Origin of the sequence: Aureimonas jatrophae (assembly GCF_900104035.1) — a bacterium.
Classification (GTDB): domain Bacteria; phylum Pseudomonadota; class Alphaproteobacteria; order Rhizobiales; family Rhizobiaceae; genus Aureimonas; species Aureimonas jatrophae.
The window spans coordinates 19,927-38,197 of record NZ_FNIT01000014.1; the positions used below are offsets into that span (position 1 = coordinate 19,927).

The window sequence follows — 18,271 nt, forward strand, 5'->3', positions numbered from 1 at the left end:
AACGGCCGGATGAGCGCTGCCCCTCTCCCACACGACAGATGAACCGGATCGGTGCCTTGGCGCGTTCCAGGGCCGATCGACGGGTGGAAAGGAACCAAGCGATGACGGAACTCAACAGACGCCGTGTCCTGGTGGTGGGCGGAAGCTCAGGCATCGGGCTTGCCGTCGCCCGGCAGGCCGACCATGCCGGAGCGGCGGTGACGATCGCCTCCCGCTCGCAAGCCAAACTCCAGGCGGCGCGCTCCTCTCTCGGCCCGGCTGCCGAGGCGTCCGTCCTCGACACAGGCGACATGACCGGGATCGAGACCTTCTTTGCCGAACGCGACGCCTTCGACCATGTGGTCGTGTCGGCCGCGCAGACGGCGACCGGCCCGGTTCGCAAGCTGCCGCTCGAGGACGCGCGGCAGGCGATGGAGAGCAAGTTCTGGGGTGCCTACCGGGTTGCACAGGCCGCTCGGATCGTGGAGCGCGGCTCGCTGACCTTCATCACCGGCTATCTCGCGGATCGCCCCTCGGCCGCCTCCGTGACGCAAGGGGCGATCAACGCCGCGCTCGATGGTCTGGCGCGCGGTCTCGCGCTGGAACTGTCGCCAATCCGCGTCAACACGGTGTCGCCCGGCCTGATCGACACACCGCTGTGGTCGAAACTCTCGAATGATGCACGCGAGGCCGCGTTCGAGCGGGCGAGGGCGAGCCTGCCGGCAAAGGCCGTCGGACAGCCCGACGACATCGCCAATGCGGTGCTGTTCCTGATGCGGACGCCGTTCGCCACGGGCTCGACCGTGCGGGTGGACGGCGGCGGCGTCATCGCCTGAAGGGTCGATGGCCGGGCCCCCGGTCTTCAGCCGACCCGGCGGTCTCGCAAGCCGTCTCCCGAGGATCGCGCCGCGACCGGAACGGCCTCGGATCCGCCGGGACGGCAACGTGCCCGAACGATTGAGGCGGCGGCGCGTCACCATCCGCCCTGAGGCGCCGCTGAGGACGCGACGGTCGACAACGGTCCGTGTCGCCTCCCTTGGGCAACCCGGCACCTGTTTCCCGGACGGACGGGACCGGCGACGCCGCACTCCGAGCAGTCACGTGGTGGTGATCGCTGAAGCCGAGGCGCCGGCCTTTCGTATCTGGGTTGTTGGAAAGCCGAACACAGGAGTGGGACATGAAGAAGAGCGCGATCCTCGTCACCGGAGCGCTGTGCCTGGCGGCCTCGTCGGCCGTCGCCCAGTCGGCGATGCAGGGCGTCAAGGCAGTCGATCAGGATGTTTCGAACGGTATCGTCAGCGCCGATAGCGTCATGGCCGCCAAGAACGGCTGGCTGGTCGTCCACCGCACCGACGCCGCCATGAAGCCGGGTCCCGTGGTCGGACACGCCCCGATCCGCGCCGGCACCACGAACGACGTCGCGGCGATCCTGACCGAGGACGTGAAGCCGGGCGACATGCTCATGCTGATGGTTCATTCCGAGGACGGCGGCACCAAGACGGGCGTGTTCGAATACACGCTGGGTGCCAAGGAGGACGGCCCGATCCGCGTCGACGACAAGCTCGTCATGACCATGATCAAGGCCCAGTAGCCCAACCAAGCCCGCCGTCCGATGGCGGCGGGCTTCGCCCGGCGTCGGGCGCCACGACCCACACGCCGTCGGGAAAAGCGGCGACGACGCAACCATGGCCAGCCGGCGCCGGAGCCCGGCGTCCACGCTGAACTGTCACGATCGGCTCGGTTGGAATAGGCTGCCGTATCGGGCTGGCGTTGCCGCCCGATCTCCGCGAGCGCCTTCCGGCGAACCGCGTTGCAGCTCGGACCCTCCGACAAACCCGGCCCTCCCGCCTGTCAGCCTCGATCAGGGCCGCCAACCATCGGCCCGATCACGACCGACACGGCGACGTTCCCGGCCGTCGTTCCAGTGGTTCGGTGCGTTGCCTCCGATCAGGATCGAAAGCTCAGGCGTCTTGGGCAGGGCTTCATCCTGGCATGCGACGGCCTGCAACGATCCCCCGTCGATCCTGTTGCAATCTGCGCCGCGCGCGCGTCGTGCGTTGATCGTTTCAGCGAGGGTATCCATGGCGGACTTGCAGATCGTGTATCGCTCACCCAACGGCGACGACTGGATGGTCGAGCGCGGTTCGTCCAACGACGTGATCGCCGTCGTGCACCAAGCCAATGCCGCGTCCGGCGGGACGCGCACGCGAACACCGGTCGCGGAGTTTCTGGAGCGAGGTGGCGGTAGCCCCGAGGCTGTAGCCGTCCGGGCGATACTGGCCGAGTGACGCGGGGCCGTCGGCTCGACCCGTCATCGCGCTGCTGGGATGTGACGGATGCGGCCGCGACCGCCGCTCGTGGCGGTGTGTCCTCTGCGCAGAAAGCTCAGGTGCCGCTCAACTGGGCAGCCGGCTCGTGAACAGCGGAACGACGATCGATATCGCCCCCGCGACGACGTGGGGCCACCAGATGCGGTCCGCAAAGCCGAACAACCAGGGCGATAGGACCAGAAAAACTCCTGCGACGACATCCAGCGCCAGGTGGACCGTCATCGGGATCAGCCTGTAGAGGCCGAGCTCATAGTCGGTGAGGAGGCTGTAGAGGATCGCGCCAACGCCGGCCAGGACGAGGATCCATGCCGCAACCGGGATGGCTACGAAGCCGATCAGAAACGGCGCGACGACCAGCAGAACGCCGTACACGTAGTCGATGACGCCGTGGACCTGGGTCGGGATCATTCGCCCTTGCGCCTCCGACGAGCCTCGTAAGCAGGACCAAGCTCACGGGAGGCCAAGTGTTCCCGCAGACGTCGAGCGGAATGGATAGGCTGCTGACCGTCTCGGCTGGCGGAGTTCCAGGACACCGTCAGGATCGCGAACCGGACGCTCGACACGCGTCCGGGCAGCCATCTCCGTCACAGCGTTCGCCGACGCGAACGTGGCCTCGTCGCGCCTGTCGGCGAGGACGCCGCCCAGCAGCAGCGTTTTCTGGATCAGCTGGGAACGCGCATTCCCCTCAGTCGAGTGGGCGAGGCCGAAGAGATCGCCCATGCCGTTTCGTTCCTGGCCTCCGACGAGGCGCACTTCGCCAACGGGGTCGAGTTCTTCGTAGACGGTGGCCATGCGCAGGTCTGACCGGACCCCCAAGGACATCCCCCGGGGTCAGGTGCGACACGGCGTGCTCGATGTCGCGCCCGGCCGTCGCCAAGGGCGATCGGGGCATCGCCCTCCTCGTCCCCGAGGAGGGCGGGAGATGTCCTCGTTGCCTACCGACCTGTTTTCGTCGCGGAATGAAAGTCGGCCGGCTTGTTGCTAACCCACTTCACGAAACGTGCGACCGTCTCGTTGTCGGTCAGCGGCGTCCCGGCTTCCGCATGGCGGACCAGTTCGCTGGCCGTGAAGTTGGCATCGATGGTTTCGCGGCAGATGGGATGGACGGCGACGGTCTCGCGACCACCCCGGCTCTTGGGGATGGGATGGAAGCGGTCCACCGTCTTCCCCAGCGGCCGTCCACAAAGCCAACACGGCTCGGCAGGCCGGCTCTCGGCCGCGTCGTTGGTAGACCAATCGGCATCCCGATTCTTGCGCGCCAAATCCAGCCTCCCAGCCCATGGAACGGACGCGGCACCCGGCGGGAGTGCCATCGCCCTCGGGGCGACTGATGCGGGGCTCGAAGGGCATGGTCAAGCCGACGAACGGACCCAGCCGAGGCTCCGGTACGCTCGGACGGTCGGCGCCACCGGCGACCACCGATCGGAACGCTCGTGCAAGCGCCGGGTCCATGGCGGGTCCGTGGCCTTGGAGCCGATCGCCCGGCCCCGATGCGATGTCGCGATCGCCTCGTGGCACCTCCTCGAAGCACTGTGGAATGGACCGGAAGCGGGTATTCTCAGGATCGGAACGCTACCGGGACATCGGCTATGGAACCCGACCGACAGGACGCAGGTGGATCGGCCCACGTCACCGAACACGCGACACGCCTCTACGCCATCATCGCACGGGACGCGCCGGTCGCCGTGGTGTTCCGGCGCGGTCCCTCCGATCACGTGCAGATGCTGCGCTGGGACCTGTCCAGCGACACGGTCGTGCCCGGCCAGTGGTTCGCGGGTCGCATCTACGAACGCCGTTGCGACCTGTCTCCGTCGGGCAAGCTTCTGGTCTATCTGGCCTTCAAGCAACCGAGCCAGTTCGGCGCCTGGAGCGCCGTCTCGCGCCCACCCTACTTCACCGCGCTTGCGCTGTGGCCGAAGACCAGCGGCACCTGGGGCGGCGGCGGTCTGTTCGAGACCGAAACGCGCATCCGCCTCAACCATCGACCCGACGAGGCGGTGCTGGCGAACGGGTTCGCGCTCGGGAAGGGCATGGTGGTGGAGCCCTTCGGCGTCGACGCCGGCTCTGGCGAGGACGAGCCGATCTGGGGCGAACGGCGTCGGCGCGACGGCTGGACGCTGGCGCAAGGCGGCCACGCCATGCGCCAGCGCGAGCGGAACGGCGGCTACTGGCGCATCGACCCGCCACGAGTCTGGCGCAAGCGCTCTCGCAGCAGGTGTTGGCTGGAGGAGCATCTGCACGGCATCGCACGCCCCAACGGTTCGTGGTACGAGCTCACCTTCCGCGTCCTCGACGGGGCGGGTGAGCCCTTGTTCGAGCTGCGCGAGGCCAACTGGGCGGATTGGCACGGCAGCGACCTTCTGTTCGGGCGCCACGGCCAGCTATTTCGGCTGCGCGGCAGCAACATGCGCCGCTTCGCCGATCGAGGCGAGGAAGCGTTGAAGCGGGTCGCCGACCTGTCCGATCAGCGCTTCCGAACCGTCGTCGCGCCCGCACGAGCGCGGCGCTGGTAGCTCGCGCGCCGCGGCCCAGCATGACATGGTCTAGGCCTGCCCCGTCGTCAGCATGGGGGATACGATGGCAAGCGACTCCGCCGACGATGCCGTCCGCGATCTCGGCGCCGTGCTGGATAGGGCGCCGGCAGGCGCGGTCCGGGGGGACTGGACGTTCACGACCATGCAGGCCGGCCACGCCAGCTGTAGCGGAGGCTACCAAACCCGCGACGGCTCGCTCGTAGATTCGGATGGCCCACGGCTCGATCAGCTCGAAGCGATCGTGGAGCGGCTCGGCGGGAACGCCGGGATGCCGATCAATCTCGTGAGGGTCCGTTGGACCCGGGCGAAGCTGCCCTGGCAACGCGGTAAGGTCGTTTTGGAAACGGCCTTCGACGCCGCGCTGGTTCCACGCGGGCCCAGCGATCCCGTCTATGCCGCCGCGGCCGATGCGCGTCGCCGCTTCTGGAACGCGGTGGGAAGCGTCGCGCCCGCCTTTGCCGCGGAACGCGGGGCGCCCAACGTCCACGGCCAGACGAAGTGGTTCCAGCCCCATCGCCGCATCCTGCAGGTGACGGTCGACGACACGACCGTCCTGGCGACCGATGGTCTCTCGACCCCCTGGGCGGGTGTCACGACACCGGAGAACGGGGTCGAATGCGAGATCGTCATGCGCCTCGGAGGAGCCGGCAATCCGATCGCGGCGGACGAGGCCTCCGTGGCCCTCTGGTCCGACGTCCTGATCGGCGTCGGTGATCTCGTCGCCGACGGCTACCGCGTCCTGCGGGACGTCCAGACCAACGGTGCGATCCTGTTCTGCCGTCTTGCCGAGGATTGCCTGCCGATGACGCGGATGGCCCTGAGAATGGATCCACGTTTGATCGAAGCGCTGCCGTTCGGGCCGGTGAGCCTCATCGAGGCGGTGCCGCTTCGCGAGGACGAGTTGCCGGAAATCGACGACGACCCGTGGGGCGCGGCGGCCGCGCTTCTGGCTCTGCGGAAGCGCGCCGCGGTCCGAGACTGAACGGAGCCGTTATTTCTGCTTCAGATAATTCGACCCGTCGATCACGAGCAGATCGTCCGAGTCCTTCTCCGGTGCGAAGATCGAGAGGCGCTCGGTGCTTCCGTCGTCGCCGACGAGTTCCAGCGTGTAATCCTTGACGCGGTAGCGCCCGCTTTCGACGGGCCGCTCGCCGCTGGACGCGAAACCGACGCGCGATCCCCCGACCTCTTGGCTCGACATGGCGCCCGTGGATCCCGTCCGCCGGAACGACCCATCGCGCCCGAGCTGCAGGATCCGCTCCGAGCTGACGCCGCCCGAACTCGAGGCCGTCATCCCGGAGGATGCGAAGAAGAAGCGCCACTGCCCCTCGAATGACGTGCCCTCCGGCAGCGGCGGCACGGGGGTGTAGCTGGCCTCACCGATCATCAGGTCCCCGCCGGCCTGCTGGAGCGGCTTGGTTTCCGCGGCAAGCGTTCCGAAGTCGTCGTCGACGGCTCGCATCTCGATCTCGTTCTGGCGGGACAGGAAGCCCCCACCCTTCAGCGCGTACAAGCCGCAGGTCCGGGGCTCCCTGCGGCAGTGCTCCGCAAGATCCCCGTCTGCGGGCAGTTCGGTCGCGTAGAGGCCGGAAGGGTCGAACACGGCGAGTTCGCTGTCGGAATAGAAGTCGATGCCCCCGAAGGCGTTCGGTCTGACGCCGGTATCGAGATGGGTGTAGACACCGTCGAGGCCGCCATCGCCCTCCCGTGGGACGAGCTCGAAGGCGCGGTCGCTTCCCTCCAGCTTCAGCGAGCGGACGAGCGCGCCGAAATCCGCCTCGGCGCTGTCCTGCGCGTCGCCGCGAAGCTGGATGTCGAGCAGCGCGAAGTAGGCCTGCTTGCCTTGAGAGGCCACCCCGACGACGCGTTGCCCGGCCGACAGCTCGTTCAGCCGGCCGCAGCAGCGGTACTCCTGCCGGATCCGATGCCCGTTGATCGTTGTGCCGTTCGACTTCGTGGTAATATCTTCCGCCGCCATGCCCTGGATGAGGCCCACCACCGTGTCGAAGCCCTTGTCGAACGAGCCGGGTAGGTTGGCGAACGGCCCGATGACCTGGATCATGGCCGCGCCTTTGCGGCGGTTCTCCTCGGTTTTCGGGAAATCCTTTTGGAGGATGAAGCCGTCCTTCAACGTCTGGGACTTCCATCCCGAACTCGCGTCCGGAATTTCAAAGCTCATCGAGCCGATCGTCACGGTTTCGGCGACGGCGCCCGTTGCGACAAGCGCGCCCCCCGCCATCGCCAGAAGTGCGGCGAGGTGCCATGCGAGACGACATGGGCTGGATGGCGGATCGAACGTCATCGGCTTCTCCTTCGTTCGGCGGACGAAGCTAATGCAACCTGACGACGACGGAAACGCCCATTCCATGCTTCCTTGCGAGCAGCCTCCCTCGACCGATTCCCAACGGAACGGCGACGGTGAGAACGCTCCCGCAGCCTTCGGCGCCCCCCATCTCCGCCGGTCTCGCACCGAGGCAACCCCCTCCCCAGGCCGGCGCGCCCGGGTTCTGTTCGGCTCGTCGGCGCAGGGAGATCGTCATGCCGTCCCAGCGTGAGCTCTGGTTGGGCATGGCGTTCTTCGCTCTCGCGGCGGGTGCGCTCGTGCTCTTCCGGCGCCCGTTCGACGTCGTCGGGTGGGCGGGCCTTGCCGCTTGTCTAACCTTCGTGGTCCTTGCGGGCGTCGGCCTCGTGAAGCCGGACTTCGGCGTTGCGAGGCGGCCCATCCAAGCCGAGCGGCAGGCCGTCGACGATACAGTCGCCCCCGACATCCGTCGGACGATCGCCGACGAGCCGGCCCGGGCCATTCCCCTCGGCGATCCGTCGCCGGACGAACTCCGCATCATCGAGACCACGATCGGCGCGCTCGAGGCGGTCGGCGGCCTGGAGTGGGGCGAGATCGACGCAACATCGCTATGGCGGGCGGCCCGGGAACTCGATCCCGACCATCCGATCGGCTTCCACGAGGCCATCGGCTCGTTTGCAGCCCTCCACGACGCCGGGCACCGTCGTATCGGACGCATGACGTTCGTGCCGGCCCATACCGAATACGATGCCCCCCTCCTCGCCGAGATCACGGCCTCCGCTCTCGCCTCGCTCGACCATGCCGTGCGGCCTCGCGACATCACCGTGACGCTGCCGCCGGGCGGCCAGCAGGGAACGGCCCGGATCGCCTTTTCGATCGACGGAACCAGCCGGACGGTGAGTTGCGAATATCTCTGGAAGTATCCGCCGGCCGACCTCATTCCCGCGCTCGGCCGCTTCGCACGGCCAGACGACCCGCGCGAATTCGTCTACGGCGACTCGGGCGACCAGACGTTTGTCTGCGTCGCCATCCGGGCGGGAACGCTGACCGAACTCAATCGACGCCTCCAGGCCGGGCAGGATCTCTTCCACGAGGCGTCAGGTCCCGGAGGTGCGATCGCCTGACGCCTGGCAAGCCGTGACTGGCGCGAGACCGATCGCGACAAGACGCACCACGGGCGGCTGCGTCTTCGCAAGCGCCGCGAACGGAAGCGCTGCCGACGGAGAGATCCGGTCGAAGAAAGCGCAGGCACCTCAGCCAGCTGCGAAGCCCGGCACGTGACCGCCCGTCATACTCTGGACCCGTCGATGCGCTCGGTCGCCCGACCGGGCGTTCAACGCGGCGCACCCAGCGCCTGGAGAACCGCCGGCGGCGGTGCTGTAGCTCCCGCCGTGGCAAGGGCCTCGGGCGGCCAGCGCCCTTCGCGGATCGCCGCCTTGACCGCGCCGGGGTTCGGCGCCGGCCACGGCGTCCCAGCCGCGCGCAAACTTGCCTCCAAGCGCATTCGTGCCGCCTCCTCGTCAGGTGAGGTCAGCCTCAGCGGCTGCCCGATCCCGTAGGCCGGCAACGCGCCACCGGCACCGACGGCCCATGGATTGGCGCCGGCTTCGACCAGCACCTCGGCGACCCGCATCGCATCCATGTCGACCGCATCCTGCAAGGCGGTGCTGTCGGTCCCGTCGACACGATCGATCCGCGCCCCAAACGCGATCAGCAGCTTCGCCGCGGCGGGATCGGCGACGCGCGCGGCGGTACGCAGCGGCCATCTCGCGTTCGGGCCGCTCGGGTCGGGAGTTGCTCCCGTCGCCAGAAGCAGGCGCATGGCCGTGAGGTCGTGCGCAGCGACGGCCGTATCCAGCGGCAGCCCCGGCACAGCGCCGTCCGGCGCAGCGCTTGCCGCTAGCAATGCCTCGAGCATCGGGGCGTCGCAGCGTATGATGGCGATCGACAGAAGGTCGCCCCATTGGCCATCGGGGCGAAAATCGGGATAGCGAGCCGGCGGTACATGCGTCAGCAGAAGGGCCGGATCCCGATGCGCCAGCGCATGCACCCTCGCCCGATCGCCGGCGAACACTGCCGAAACCATGTCGCGCCCGGCTGACCCGTTCGTCGCCGCCTCCAGGACGAGTTCCCGGATGGGCTTCGTGGTCGCGTCGGCCTCCCTGCAGGCAGGGGCCGCCGCCGGTGCGCCGCCTGTGGCGAGGGCCGGCACGGCGACCGCTATTATCGCCGCCAAGACGACGAACCGCGTTGGGGCGGTGCCAGGACTGGACGTCATTCCGTTCGGCAAACCATCAGCGAAATCAGTTTCGGATTCCAGCGATCCGTTGGGACGTTCTGAAAAGGCGATCCCGGTGACGGGTGTTCCGTTCACCAGGGCAATTTCGTCGTCCCGTTCCAGATCGGCGACACCCGCCCGGCGCTGCTGCTCGTTCCGATCTGGGATCCATGACGCCTTCCCGACACGGCACGCAGTGCCGTCGAGCCGACCCCAAGGATCCGAGTGACCGTGCCGTTCAGTCCGCAATATTGGGACGTCCACCCGGACGATCTGCCGGCGAAGGCGTCGTGACGTTCATCCCACCAACGCTTCGCGCCACTCGAAGCGTGGACCCGTCCTTCTCTGCGGTCGCCTCGAGAATAGCGGCGACCAATCACCCCAAGCCGTGGCCGCCGCGGATACGGCGCGCAGCGAACGGCTCCGCGCCCATCAAGGCGACGCCGAACGAACCGCTCTTCTCATGGGCCATCGTCACCTGACCCGCACCATGCCAATTGTCGTTTCCAACCAATCGCGATGCCGCTAACCGTTTGATTCTATTCAACCCATCCAAAATCCTGAAATCGATTATCCAAAAAGCCTGACCTCAAATCGGAAAGAGCTATTTCTTTCAATAACTTAAGAAACCGCACAGAACGCTCGCACCGATCTCCAATGATTGATTAGATCGTGCCGCCAGACACCGCGCGTTGCATCGCGCCGAGTTCGCGTCCCTTGTCACCGTAACCTCCCGGACCACGGCCAAGGCCGAACGCCATCGCCAAACTGCATGCAAACCGACCTATCCTATGGGCCGTCGAGGGTGACAGGCCGCAACCTACGTCCGGCTACAACCAAACCGTCATTATCGACATAGGATCCGCGAGCCCAGGGAGGGTCAGTCCTTCGGCACCCCGCGCGAGGCCCCGCTCTCCCAGCCGTCCGCGAGCGATAGAGACACCCTGAAACCCGGCCCCATCGTCTCGGTCGCGCCCAGGAAAACGACGCCGCGCTCCTCCAGGACTCGCTTGAGCGCGTCCACATTCGACAGCAGGACGCGCCGGTCGCCGCCCTCGATCCGCTTGATCGACGGGGTGCTGACGCCGGACAGCCTCGCGAGTTCCTCCTGCGAGATCGACAGGAGGAGCCTCGCAGCCCTCAGGATGTTCGGGTCCCCGCTCACCGAGCCAAGGTGCCGACACAGGCGACCTTGTCAACAATTTGCCGACAAGTATCAAATAACATACCCGAAGGATTACATGTTGTCTATCATACCGTATCCTGGCAATGTCCCCGCCGGGGCAGGGCCACACTGATTCGGGTCCGGCGCACGGTTCCCGAGCGGCGACCAGCCGCACGTCAGGGCAAATCGATGATGATCACAGACGCGCAGCAGCAAGCCCCGACGAGCTTGCCCGGTCCCGGACCGGCTGTCAGGACTCGCTGTCGGCTCGCCGACGCCGAACTGCGAAGGCGGACCCTTGAGGGGAGCCACCTTCCTTCGGTCGAGCAACTTTTGCGCGGGTTCCCGTTCGCGTCCGGCGAGATCGCCAAGGATTCGGCCGAGTTCGCGCGGGAGCTGCTGGCTTGGTGCGCGGCGCTAGAGGACCCTTCGGTCGCGGAACGGATTCGCCCGGCGCTGGTCGGGCTCCTGGACGGCCCTACCCCGAGGGCCGTCCAAGGCCTGGCCGATGCCGTTGGACCCGACGCAGGGACACAGCACCCAGAACTGCTAGGCGCGTTCCTTCGATGCCGTGTCTACCTCGCGCACCTCGGGTCAGAGAAGGCCGCTCTGGCAGTGGCGCTCGACGCGGTAAGGATCGCCTACTTTCAGGATTGGGAGGCAGAGGGAGACGGGACGGACGTCGTTTGGCAAAGCCTGGGATGGCTCCTTAGAACCGCCTACTTGAGAGCCTCGCGGCAGGCAGGCGGCAACGTCGAACCGGGCGGCATCGCAACGGCTGTCGTGCAACGGAATGCCACCGAATTCGAGGCTCGGATCCGGCGATGCGTCGCAGAAACCTCGCCGCTCCCAGAACCTGCCACGTCAACTAGCGGGCGGCAGTTCGTGGAAACTGAAACCCGTTCTACCCTCCTGTCGCCGAATGGGATCGTCCAGTCGCGGGGGAGTTCGATACGGCGAGGCGACTGACACCGACCCCAACGTCAGTCCATGCCGCCATGCCGCGGCCACAGCTAGAGCCATCGCACATGACCGTCATCCTCCCGTCCGCCGGGTGGTCGGACGAGCTCGACCAAGAGATCGAGCGCTCCGCCGAACTCCTGCGCGACCTTCGCCATCTGCGCGACCACACCACGCCGCCCCGCAGTGTCCTGGAACGGGCGCCCCTGCTCGACGGCTGGTCGCCCGCCATCCGGTCTGTCGCCTGCCTCGTCGGCCGGCCCCACGGCCATCCGCGTCTGTCCGGTCGCCGCCCCGCCGCCACCTCGCCGCTCCGCGTCATCTCGCTCGAGGACGGCTTCGCCCGCACGGAAAGCCGCTTCTATCGCCTCGGCAGGCCCGCGACGGAGACAACCGATGCGTAAGCGCCTCGACTTCGACGAGCCGTCCGCCTCGATCGCCGGACGGCTGACGCCATCGGCGCGGCTGTGCGATGAACTCCTGCGCGCGACGTTCGTGCGGGGCGGCTTCGCGCAGGCCCTGGAGCGGGAGGCCAGCCTTGTCGTCGTCCACGGCATCCGCCCGGTCGACGCGGCGGCCCTGCATCTCTCGGCTCAGCAACTGATCGGCGGCGACGACGAGGACTTCTTCCAGGTCGACGCCAAGGTCTACGACTGGACGGATCCCGGAAGCCAACGACCGAACTACGTCGAGCGGTTGGTGCTCGAGGCTAGCGTCGCCACCCGTCCGATGATCGTCCTTTGCGGTCCCCGCTCGCAGGTTCCCGCCGTGGTCGCAACGATTGCCGACGCCGTGCTGACGCTCGCGGACCGGCGGGAGCCGATCGCCGCATGCGTCGAGCGGGTCGCGGGTTTTCGTCCCGACGACGCGCTCGTTGCGCGCCTAGCGCATCTTCCGCTGACCCATCTCAACCTGGTGCTGCGGCCCGGCGTGACGGGGGAGCGGATGCGGACCGTCGCCAGACGGCTGCGTCGGGTCATCGATATGGGCAACGACAGGAAGGGCAAGGCGAAGGACGAACGCCGGGTCACCGCTAAGACACCCGTTGCCGTCGCGGCCGACCACCGACCCAACCGCCTCGAGGACATGCCGGGGATGGGCGAGGCACGAAGCTGGGGCCTGTCGCTGGCCGCGGACCTCGCGCGGTACCGAGCTAAGACGCTGACTTGGGGCGACATCGAGAATGGCGCTGTCCTGTTCGGCCCACCGGGGACAGGCAAGACATTGTTTGCGAAGGCGTTGGCCCGGATCGTGCGGCGTGCCGCTCCTGTCGCACTCGGTCGCCGCTTGGCAGGCCAAGGGTCATTTGGGGGACATGCTGAAGGCCATGCGGGCAGCCTTCGATGAGGCGAGGAAGGCCGCACCGTGCGTCCTCTTCGTCGACGAGCTGGACTCCGTCGGCAGTCGTGAAGAGCCCGTGGGCGAGCACGCCTCCTACCAGCGCCAGGTCGTCAACGGGTTCCTTGAATGCCTCGACGGCACTGTCGGCCGCGCCGGTGTCGTGGTTGTGGGAGCCACCAATAACCTGAACGCCATCGATCCGGCAGTGCTGCGGCCGGGACGGTTCGGTCGGCACATCCAGGTCGAGCTTCCCGACGCCGAGGGACGGGTTGGCATCCTACAGCATCACCTGCGCGGCGAGCCCGTCGAAGTCGACCTGACCAGCCTTGCCGAGGACATCGGCGAGGTTTCGGGAGCGGTCCTGGCGCAACTCGTCCGCGAGGCTCGGGCCGCGGCACGGCGGGCCGGCCGGGACCTGCGGGAAATTGACCTTGCTGATGCCGTACCGAAGGGCGTCCTCTTGTCCGAGGCGGCCTTCCGGCGCGTCTGCGTCCACGAGGCGGGCCATGTCGTCGTCGGAGGTGAACTGGCATCCGTTTCAGGCTTCGTGCCAACGATGGCGACCGTCCGGCGCCGGGTGCGAAGCGGTGACGAGTTTCGGACCGAGCTGAACGTCATCGAGGGGTTCGACACGACGCGTGAGAGCGTCGAGGCCACCATCGTCATGCTGCTAGCGGGTGTGGCGGCGGAGGAGGTGCTGCTCGGGTCGCGGGGTAGCGGGTCTGGGGGCGCGGCGGATGCGGACCTCGTTCGAGCGACGCAGCTCGCACAGTCGGCGGAGCGCTCGCTGGGTCTTGGCAAGCGGCTATCGTCAGTGCCGATGGGTACGTCGCCTGCCGAAAACGATGCCTTGGGCCTTGCGGGACGGGTTGAGCAACTGTTGTCGAAGTGCCTCCGCGAGGCGAAGGCGCATGTCCAACGGCGGCGCGCCGAAGTCGAGAGTGTTGCGAAGGAACTATCAGATGAGCGTGACATCCGGATCGCTTGATCGGTACTCGTCGAATTCCTCTTGGATGAAGTTTGCTTGTCGATCGACGCTCCGACAGGCCGGATCTACCCAGCGGCCTTTCTCGATTATCCTCGCCGATCTTGACCAGTTCAAGTCGATCAACGACCGCTTCGGCCATAGCGTCGGGGACGAGGTGCTGCGGCAGACGGCCGAACGCCTACGGGACGGCATCCGCGAGACGGACCAGTTGGCGCTAATCGACGGCGACGAGTTCACCGCCATCGTGTCGGCCGGATCCGAGCCGCCGACCGACCTCGCGTTGGAGATCGGCCGACGTCCAGCGGCTGAGCTCCTTTGCGTAGTCCAGGATCTGTCCGACGGCCTCCCGTCGCCCTTCCGGGTTTCGCCAGCGCTTGCACTCCACGAGGACGGGCAGCCCACTTGGCGTGACCAGTAAATTGTCGATCTATCCTGCCGGCGTCGGCAGTTCCCTCGAGCGATCGGACGCGCTCGCGCAGCGCCGCCAGTTGGGGTTGGTCCAGGGGTGACGGCATGGGACGACGCGGGATCGTTCAGATGGTTGGACACCGACGGACCCGAATCGGTCAGCCGATCCGTTCACTATCTGTTCTTGCAACGGTACGGGTCAACCTGTGTCGGCGCGCCTGTGGACGACATATGGGTAACCGGCCGCACCGCCTTGCCATCAGGGTGGAGCGTAGACACCTCTCGTCCTGCCCCGACCTGGAGACGACGATGCCTGCCAAAACGCTCTTCATCGTGCAACTGTTCGAGCGCAGTGGAAAGCGCCTGATCGGCGGCCGGGCGCTCGACTTCCGCACGGCCGACGAGGCGGTGGCGCGGGCCGAGCGGGCGTCCACGACCGCGGTCGGCGTGGTCGCGATCCAGCACACGGTCGATACCGACACGGGCGAGGTGCTGGAGGAGCCGGTCGTGCTCAGCCGCTTCGGCGAGGTGCCGGCCGAGTTTCGGGAGGAGTGACCGCCACTAGGGTCTGTCATCGCTTGATCCAATCGAGGACTGCGGCGAGATCCAGCGCAGCATCCGTGCGATCGCCGCGGGAGGCGCCGGCGTCGAGCGGGTCAACGAGCTCCTGACCATGCACTTTGGTCCGCGCGACGTTCTCGTTGCCCTCAGCCTCGACTTCAACGACCGGATGCAGGCGGCCTCGGTCGAGGAGACCGTCACCAGCATCGAGCGCGCCATCAAGCGGGCGCACCCGGAAGTGACGCGCGTGTTCATCGAGGCGCAGAGCTTCGATGCCCATCGCAGGAGCATCGAACGCGCCAAGCAGATCGCGGCGAGCGAAACTGCCGGCCAATCCGTTTGAGCCGTTACTAAAGCTATCGACGAAAATCCCTTCTCAATCGATGGCATAGATCGACACGGGAATCCCTAGCATTGCTGTCTACTAGATGAGTAGATTGATGGCAGTTCGAAGGGGTAGATCGTGGTGGAACTGGTTGATGTTCTCGTTGTAGGAGGCGGCCCCGCCGGATGCTGGGCAGCCATGTCGGCGTTGGAAGCCGGCGCCTCGGTGATGCTGGTCGAGAAAGGGTACGTCGGCACGGGTGGTGCGACCGCCTCCGGCAACACGACGATCATCTACACGGCGCGGGGTACTGCCGAGCGCCGCATGTCCGTCGAGCAGCGCGTGCGCCTGGGGCAAGGGCTTGCCGACCCCACGTTCATCGAGCGCGTCCTCGACCGCACGAAGGAGAACCTCGACCGACTGGCCGACTGGGGTTACCCGTTCCCATCCTACGAGGACGGCCGGCCGTACCGCGGCATGCTGCGTGGCGTCGACTACCTGCGCTTCCTGCGTCAGCGCCTGATCAAGCGCGGCGCAGCACTGCGCGACCAATGCCCCGCCGATGGTCTTCTAGTCTCTGACGGCATCGTGTCCGGCGCCACAGGCTACGATCGTCGGACCGGCGAGCGCTGGACGGTCCGGGCGGGCGCCGTGGTGATCGCGACGGGCGGCTGCGCATTTCTTAGCGGCGCGCTCGGCACCAACAACCTGACCGGCGACGGTTACCTGCTCGGGGTCGAGGCGGGGGCGCACCTTTCCGGCATGGAGTTCTCGGCGCAATACGGCATCTCGCCAGTCAATTCCGGCGTTACGAAAGGCGTCGTCTACTTCTGGGCGACCTTCTCCGACGCGTCGGGCCGAGCGCTCGACCTTGCCGGAAACCGCCACGGCATCGCGTGGCATCTTCTCGACGGTCCCGTCTTCGCCATCCTCGACAAGGCTTCGCCACGCCTGCGCGAGGGCTTCCGGAAGGGCCAGCCCAACATCTTCGTGCCCTTCGACCGGATGGGCATCGACCCCTTCACCCAACGCTTCGAAGTCACGATGCGCCACGAGGGCACGGTGCGCGGCACCGGCGGCGTCCTGGCCGACGACCTCGGGCAGACGACGGTCCCAGGCCTTTATGCCGTCGGCGACGCGAGCTCGCGGGAACGCATGTCCGGCGCGGTGAGCGGCGGAGGCGGTCCGAACTCGAGCTTCGCCATGGCGACGGGCTCCTGGGCCGGAGAGGCCGCCGCGGCGTTCGCGTCGGCGCTCGGCGCCCGCAAGCATACCCGGACCGCCGTGCCGGCTGGCGGAGACGCCGGGAGCGAACGGCAGAGCCCATCGCATGTGGTCGAGGCGGTGAAGGAGCGGATGCAACCGCTCGACCGCGGCTTCTTCCGCGACGAGGCGAGCCTGACGGAAAGCGCCGCGATCTTCGAGACGCTGTGGCGCGACCGATCCTGGAGAGGGCCCGGACGGACCCGGGAAGCCGAAGCGCTTCTGGCGACGGCGCGCTGGGCGACGGCGGCCGCGCTGGCCCGCCGCGAGAGCCGGGGACTCCAGCGTCGGACCGACTTTCCCGATGCCGACCCGAGAAGCCCCCGCAGCCTTCTTGCCGGCGGCATCGGGGCTGCCTGGGTGCGGGAGACGCCGGGCGCGGAACGGAGGCTGGCATCGTGATCGAGCTCGTCAGCCACGACCGCTGCATCCAGTGCGACATCTGCGTCGCCGCCTGCCCCGACAACGTCTTCGACGCAATGCCGGACGCCCCGCCCGTCATCGCACGGCAGGGCGACTGCCAGACTTGCTTCCTTTGCGAGCTCTACTGCCCGGTCGACGCCCTCTACGTCTCGCCGCTGACCTACGAGCGCGACGTTGTGTCGGAGGCCGACCTCGTCGCGCGCGGAGTGCTCGGCAGCTTCCGGCGCGAGATGGGTTGGCGCAACGCCAAGCCCCGCGGCACCCGCGACGACCTCAGCTACCGCATCTTCGAAGCTGGCACGATCGTGCCGTGACCCCGTCCCAGACATCCCGGAGGACCCAGTCCATGCGTCGCATCCTTTCGAGCCTCGCGCTCGCTGCCCTTTTTTCGACCTCGCTCCAGGCGATCGCCTCCGCCGAGGATTTGCCGCAGGTGATCCGCTTGGGCGACGTCGGCTTCGGCTTCGGCACACCCTTCGGTGTGGGACTCCAGGCCATCGCCGATGCCAAGGGTTTCGTCGCCGACGAGTTCAAGGGAACGCCGGTCAAGCTGGAATGGACCTATTTCACGGGAACGGGGCCGGCGATCAACGAGGCGCTTTCCAACGGCCAGCTCGACTTCGCCTCCTATGGCGCGGTACCCAACATCATCGGCAAGGCGCGCGGGCTTCCGACCCGGATCCTCGCCTCCTATGGCGGCACGACGATCTTCGGGGTGTCGCGCCCCGACATCGACATTAAGGGCGTTGCCGATCTCAAGGGCCGCAAGGTCGCCATCCAGAAGGCGACCATCATCCATTGGGGGTTGATCTCGGCTCTGAAGTCCGCGGGCCTTACCGAGAAGGACGTGACGATCGTCGACCTGAAGAACGCCGACCAGCTCGCCGCGTTGAGCGCCGGCAGCGTCGACGCGGCCTTCGGCGCTGACTTTCTCCTGCCACTCGAAGCCAAGGGTCTGGCCAAGGTATTCTACAAGTCCTCGGACCAAGGCGCTTCCGGCGACGGCTTCGGCGCCTTCCTGGGAACGCAGGACTTCACCGAGGCGTATCCGGAAGCGACCCAGAAGGTCGTCAACGGTCTCGTTCGCGCCGCCGAGTGGCTGGGTCACGACGAGAACCGCGAGGACGCGTTCCGGATCTGGAGCCGGGCGGGAACCCCCGTCGAGATCATCCGCAAGGCGAACGAGGGATCGTCCCTCCGCGACAAGTACGACCCGCGCCTCGACAACCTCTTCCTCGCTCGCTACCGGAGCGGCATAGCCTTCGATCGCGAGCAGAAACTGATCCGCGCCGACGTGGACCTCGACGCCTGGGTCGACTCCCGTTTCCTCGACGCGTCGCTGAAGTCGCTCGCTCTCCAAGACTATTGGACGCAACGATCGGCGCCGGCCGCCCTCCAGAACTGAGGCGGCGCG

At 67.4% G+C, this 18,271-nt stretch carries 22 protein-coding genes; 16 read left to right on the plus strand and 6 right to left on the minus strand.

Going from position 1 to position 18,271, the window contains the following annotated elements; genetic code table 11:
* Positions 1–101: 101 nt before the first annotated feature.
* Together BLQ76_RS19645 and BLQ76_RS19650 are read left to right on the plus strand one after the other, a co-directional pair.
* Complete coding sequence (locus BLQ76_RS19645) at positions 102–815, plus strand: SDR family oxidoreductase (RefSeq protein WP_090676796.1); 714 nt, start codon at positions 102–104, stop codon at positions 813–815.
* 341 nt (positions 816–1,156) lie between these two features.
* Positions 1,157–1,570: a DUF7282 domain-containing protein gene (locus BLQ76_RS19650; RefSeq protein WP_090676797.1), complete on the plus strand. Its 414-nt coding sequence runs from the start codon at positions 1,157–1,159 to the stop codon at positions 1,568–1,570.
* A 270-nt stretch (positions 1,571–1,840) separates the two neighbouring features.
* Here the strand turns inward: BLQ76_RS19650 and BLQ76_RS19655 are convergent, their stop codons facing one another.
* Positions 1,841–2,062, minus strand: coding sequence for a hypothetical protein (locus tag BLQ76_RS19655; protein WP_090676799.1), 222 nt, complete (start codon positions 2,060–2,062; stop codon positions 1,841–1,843).
* Between BLQ76_RS19655 and BLQ76_RS19660 the strand changes: the two genes are divergently transcribed.
* Positions 2,061–2,267: a hypothetical protein gene (locus BLQ76_RS19660; protein WP_090676800.1), complete on the plus strand. Its 207-nt coding sequence runs from the start codon at positions 2,061–2,063 to the stop codon at positions 2,265–2,267. The two genes, BLQ76_RS19655 and BLQ76_RS19660, sit on opposite strands and share 2 nt — an antisense overlap.
* A 108-nt stretch (positions 2,268–2,375) precedes the next feature.
* On the opposite strand, the gene BLQ76_RS19665 is transcribed toward BLQ76_RS19660, so the two are convergent.
* Positions 2,376–2,717, minus strand: a complete 342-nt coding sequence (locus BLQ76_RS19665) for an SPW repeat domain-containing protein (protein WP_090676802.1) — start codon at positions 2,715–2,717, stop codon at positions 2,376–2,378.
* Positions 2,718–2,987: 270 nt separating this feature from the next.
* Between BLQ76_RS19665 and BLQ76_RS22755 the strand changes: the two genes are divergently transcribed.
* Positions 2,988–3,113, plus strand: coding sequence for an SDR family oxidoreductase (locus tag BLQ76_RS22755; RefSeq protein WP_342028269.1), 126 nt, complete (start codon positions 2,988–2,990; stop codon positions 3,111–3,113).
* 131 nt (positions 3,114–3,244) lie between these two features.
* Here BLQ76_RS22755 and BLQ76_RS19675 read toward each other — a convergent pair whose 3' ends face one another.
* Complete coding sequence (locus BLQ76_RS19675) at positions 3,245–3,469, minus strand: HNH endonuclease (protein WP_244519742.1); 225 nt, start codon at positions 3,467–3,469, stop codon at positions 3,245–3,247.
* 429 nt (positions 3,470–3,898) lie between these two features.
* Here BLQ76_RS19675 and BLQ76_RS19680 point away from each other — a divergent pair, with 429 nt between their 5' ends.
* Together BLQ76_RS19680 and BLQ76_RS19685 are read left to right on the plus strand one after the other, a co-directional pair.
* Positions 3,899–4,822 carry a hypothetical protein gene (locus tag BLQ76_RS19680; RefSeq protein ID WP_090676806.1) on the plus strand — a complete coding sequence of 308 codons (924 nt, stop codon included), beginning with the start codon at positions 3,899–3,901 and terminating at the stop codon, positions 4,820–4,822.
* 64 nt (positions 4,823–4,886) lie between these two features.
* Positions 4,887–5,825, plus strand: a complete 939-nt coding sequence (locus BLQ76_RS19685) for a hypothetical protein (RefSeq protein WP_090676807.1) — start codon at positions 4,887–4,889, stop codon at positions 5,823–5,825.
* A gap of 9 nt (positions 5,826–5,834) precedes the next feature.
* On the opposite strand, the gene BLQ76_RS19690 is transcribed toward BLQ76_RS19685, so the two are convergent.
* Positions 5,835–7,145 carry a hypothetical protein gene (locus tag BLQ76_RS19690; protein WP_244519743.1) on the minus strand — a complete coding sequence of 437 codons (1,311 nt, stop codon included), beginning with the start codon at positions 7,143–7,145 and terminating at the stop codon, positions 5,835–5,837.
* Positions 7,146–7,381: 236 nt separating this feature from the next.
* Here BLQ76_RS19690 and BLQ76_RS19695 point away from each other — a divergent pair, with 236 nt between their 5' ends.
* Positions 7,382–8,269: a hypothetical protein gene (locus BLQ76_RS19695; protein WP_090676809.1), complete on the plus strand. Its 888-nt coding sequence runs from the start codon at positions 7,382–7,384 to the stop codon at positions 8,267–8,269.
* 209 nt (positions 8,270–8,478) lie between these two features.
* On the opposite strand, the gene BLQ76_RS19700 is transcribed toward BLQ76_RS19695, so the two are convergent.
* Positions 8,479–9,423: an ankyrin repeat domain-containing protein gene (locus BLQ76_RS19700; protein ID WP_139184075.1), complete on the minus strand. Its 945-nt coding sequence runs from the start codon at positions 9,421–9,423 to the stop codon at positions 8,479–8,481.
* An 880-nt stretch (positions 9,424–10,303) separates the two neighbouring features.
* Positions 10,304–10,588: a helix-turn-helix domain-containing protein gene (locus BLQ76_RS19705; RefSeq protein ID WP_170842686.1), complete on the minus strand. Its 285-nt coding sequence runs from the start codon at positions 10,586–10,588 to the stop codon at positions 10,304–10,306.
* A 1,028-nt stretch (positions 10,589–11,616) separates the two neighbouring features.
* On the opposite strand from BLQ76_RS19705, the gene BLQ76_RS19715 reads away from it, so the two are divergent.
* The 9 genes from BLQ76_RS19715 to BLQ76_RS19750 all read left to right on the plus strand — a co-directional run bounded on the left by BLQ76_RS19715 (position 11,617) and on the right by BLQ76_RS19750 (position 18,262).
* Complete coding sequence (locus tag BLQ76_RS19715) at positions 11,617–11,952, plus strand: DUF6634 family protein (protein WP_090676814.1); 336 nt, start codon at positions 11,617–11,619, stop codon at positions 11,950–11,952.
* The gene (locus BLQ76_RS22715; RefSeq protein ID WP_280140085.1) at positions 11,945–12,895 is read left to right on the plus strand and encodes an AAA family ATPase; all 951 of its coding nucleotides are present in this window, start codon (positions 11,945–11,947) and stop codon (positions 12,893–12,895) included. The genes BLQ76_RS19715 and BLQ76_RS22715 overlap by 8 nt, the downstream gene beginning before the upstream one ends.
* Positions 12,807–13,877: an AAA family ATPase gene (locus tag BLQ76_RS22620; RefSeq protein ID WP_280140086.1), complete on the plus strand. Its 1,071-nt coding sequence runs from the start codon at positions 12,807–12,809 to the stop codon at positions 13,875–13,877. Before BLQ76_RS22715 ends, BLQ76_RS22620 begins: the two co-directional genes overlap by 89 nt.
* Positions 13,852–14,295, plus strand: a complete 444-nt coding sequence (locus tag BLQ76_RS19725; RefSeq protein WP_210184197.1) for a GGDEF domain-containing protein — start codon at positions 13,852–13,854, stop codon at positions 14,293–14,295. Before BLQ76_RS22620 ends, BLQ76_RS19725 begins: the two co-directional genes overlap by 26 nt.
* A 299-nt stretch (positions 14,296–14,594) precedes the next feature.
* Positions 14,595–14,840 carry a hypothetical protein gene (locus BLQ76_RS19730; protein ID WP_090676817.1) on the plus strand — a complete coding sequence of 82 codons (246 nt, stop codon included), beginning with the start codon at positions 14,595–14,597 and terminating at the stop codon, positions 14,838–14,840.
* Between the two features lie 49 nt (positions 14,841–14,889).
* Entirely contained in the window at positions 14,890–15,189 is a 300-nt protein-coding gene (locus BLQ76_RS19735) for a cation transporter dimerization domain-containing protein (RefSeq protein WP_280140088.1), read from the plus strand.
* 123 nt (positions 15,190–15,312) lie between these two features.
* Positions 15,313–16,836 (plus strand): FAD-dependent oxidoreductase, encoded by a 1,524-nt coding sequence (locus BLQ76_RS19740; RefSeq protein ID WP_280140089.1) that lies wholly within the window; start codon positions 15,313–15,315, stop codon positions 16,834–16,836.
* A complete protein-coding gene (locus tag BLQ76_RS19745) occupies positions 16,833–17,171 on the plus strand; it encodes a 4Fe-4S dicluster domain-containing protein (RefSeq protein ID WP_090676821.1) in 339 nt (112 codons plus the stop codon). Before BLQ76_RS19740 ends, BLQ76_RS19745 begins: the two co-directional genes overlap by 4 nt.
* Before the next feature lie 32 nt (positions 17,172–17,203).
* Positions 17,204–18,262: an ABC transporter substrate-binding protein gene (locus BLQ76_RS19750; protein WP_090676823.1), complete on the plus strand. Its 1,059-nt coding sequence runs from the start codon at positions 17,204–17,206 to the stop codon at positions 18,260–18,262.
* Positions 18,263–18,271: the final 9 nt, after the last annotated feature.

Bases quoted from the DNA above. Each gene is read 5' to 3' on its own strand.
- BLQ76_RS19645 (WP_090676796.1), top strand. From the start codon at position 102: ATGACGGAACTCAACAGACGCCGTGTCCTGGTGGTGGGCGGAAGCTCA.
- BLQ76_RS19650 (WP_090676797.1), top strand. From the start codon at position 1,157: ATGAAGAAGAGCGCGATCCTCGTCACCGGAGCGCTGTGCCTGGCGGCC.
- BLQ76_RS19660 (WP_090676800.1), top strand. From the start codon at position 2,061: ATGGCGGACTTGCAGATCGTGTATCGCTCACCCAACGGCGACGACTGG.
- BLQ76_RS19655 (WP_090676799.1), bottom strand. From the start codon at position 2,062: ATGGATACCCTCGCTGAAACGATCAACGCACGACGCGCGCGCGGCGCA.
- BLQ76_RS19665 (WP_090676802.1), bottom strand. From the start codon at position 2,717: ATGATCCCGACCCAGGTCCACGGCGTCATCGACTACGTGTACGGCGTT.
- BLQ76_RS19680 (WP_090676806.1), top strand. From the start codon at position 3,899: ATGGAACCCGACCGACAGGACGCAGGTGGATCGGCCCACGTCACCGAA.
- BLQ76_RS19685 (WP_090676807.1), top strand. From the start codon at position 4,887: ATGGCAAGCGACTCCGCCGACGATGCCGTCCGCGATCTCGGCGCCGTG.
- BLQ76_RS19690 (WP_244519743.1), bottom strand. From the start codon at position 7,145: ATGACGTTCGATCCGCCATCCAGCCCATGTCGTCTCGCATGGCACCTC.
- BLQ76_RS19695 (WP_090676809.1), top strand. From the start codon at position 7,382: ATGCCGTCCCAGCGTGAGCTCTGGTTGGGCATGGCGTTCTTCGCTCTC.
- BLQ76_RS19700 (WP_139184075.1), bottom strand. From the start codon at position 9,423: ATGACGTCCAGTCCTGGCACCGCCCCAACGCGGTTCGTCGTCTTGGCG.
- BLQ76_RS19715 (WP_090676814.1), top strand. From the start codon at position 11,617: ATGACCGTCATCCTCCCGTCCGCCGGGTGGTCGGACGAGCTCGACCAA.
- BLQ76_RS22715 (WP_280140085.1), top strand. From the start codon at position 11,945: ATGCGTAAGCGCCTCGACTTCGACGAGCCGTCCGCCTCGATCGCCGGA.
- BLQ76_RS19725 (WP_210184197.1), top strand. From the start codon at position 13,852: ATGAGCGTGACATCCGGATCGCTTGATCGGTACTCGTCGAATTCCTCT.
- BLQ76_RS19730 (WP_090676817.1), top strand. From the start codon at position 14,595: ATGCCTGCCAAAACGCTCTTCATCGTGCAACTGTTCGAGCGCAGTGGA.
- BLQ76_RS19750 (WP_090676823.1), top strand. From the start codon at position 17,204: ATGCGTCGCATCCTTTCGAGCCTCGCGCTCGCTGCCCTTTTTTCGACC.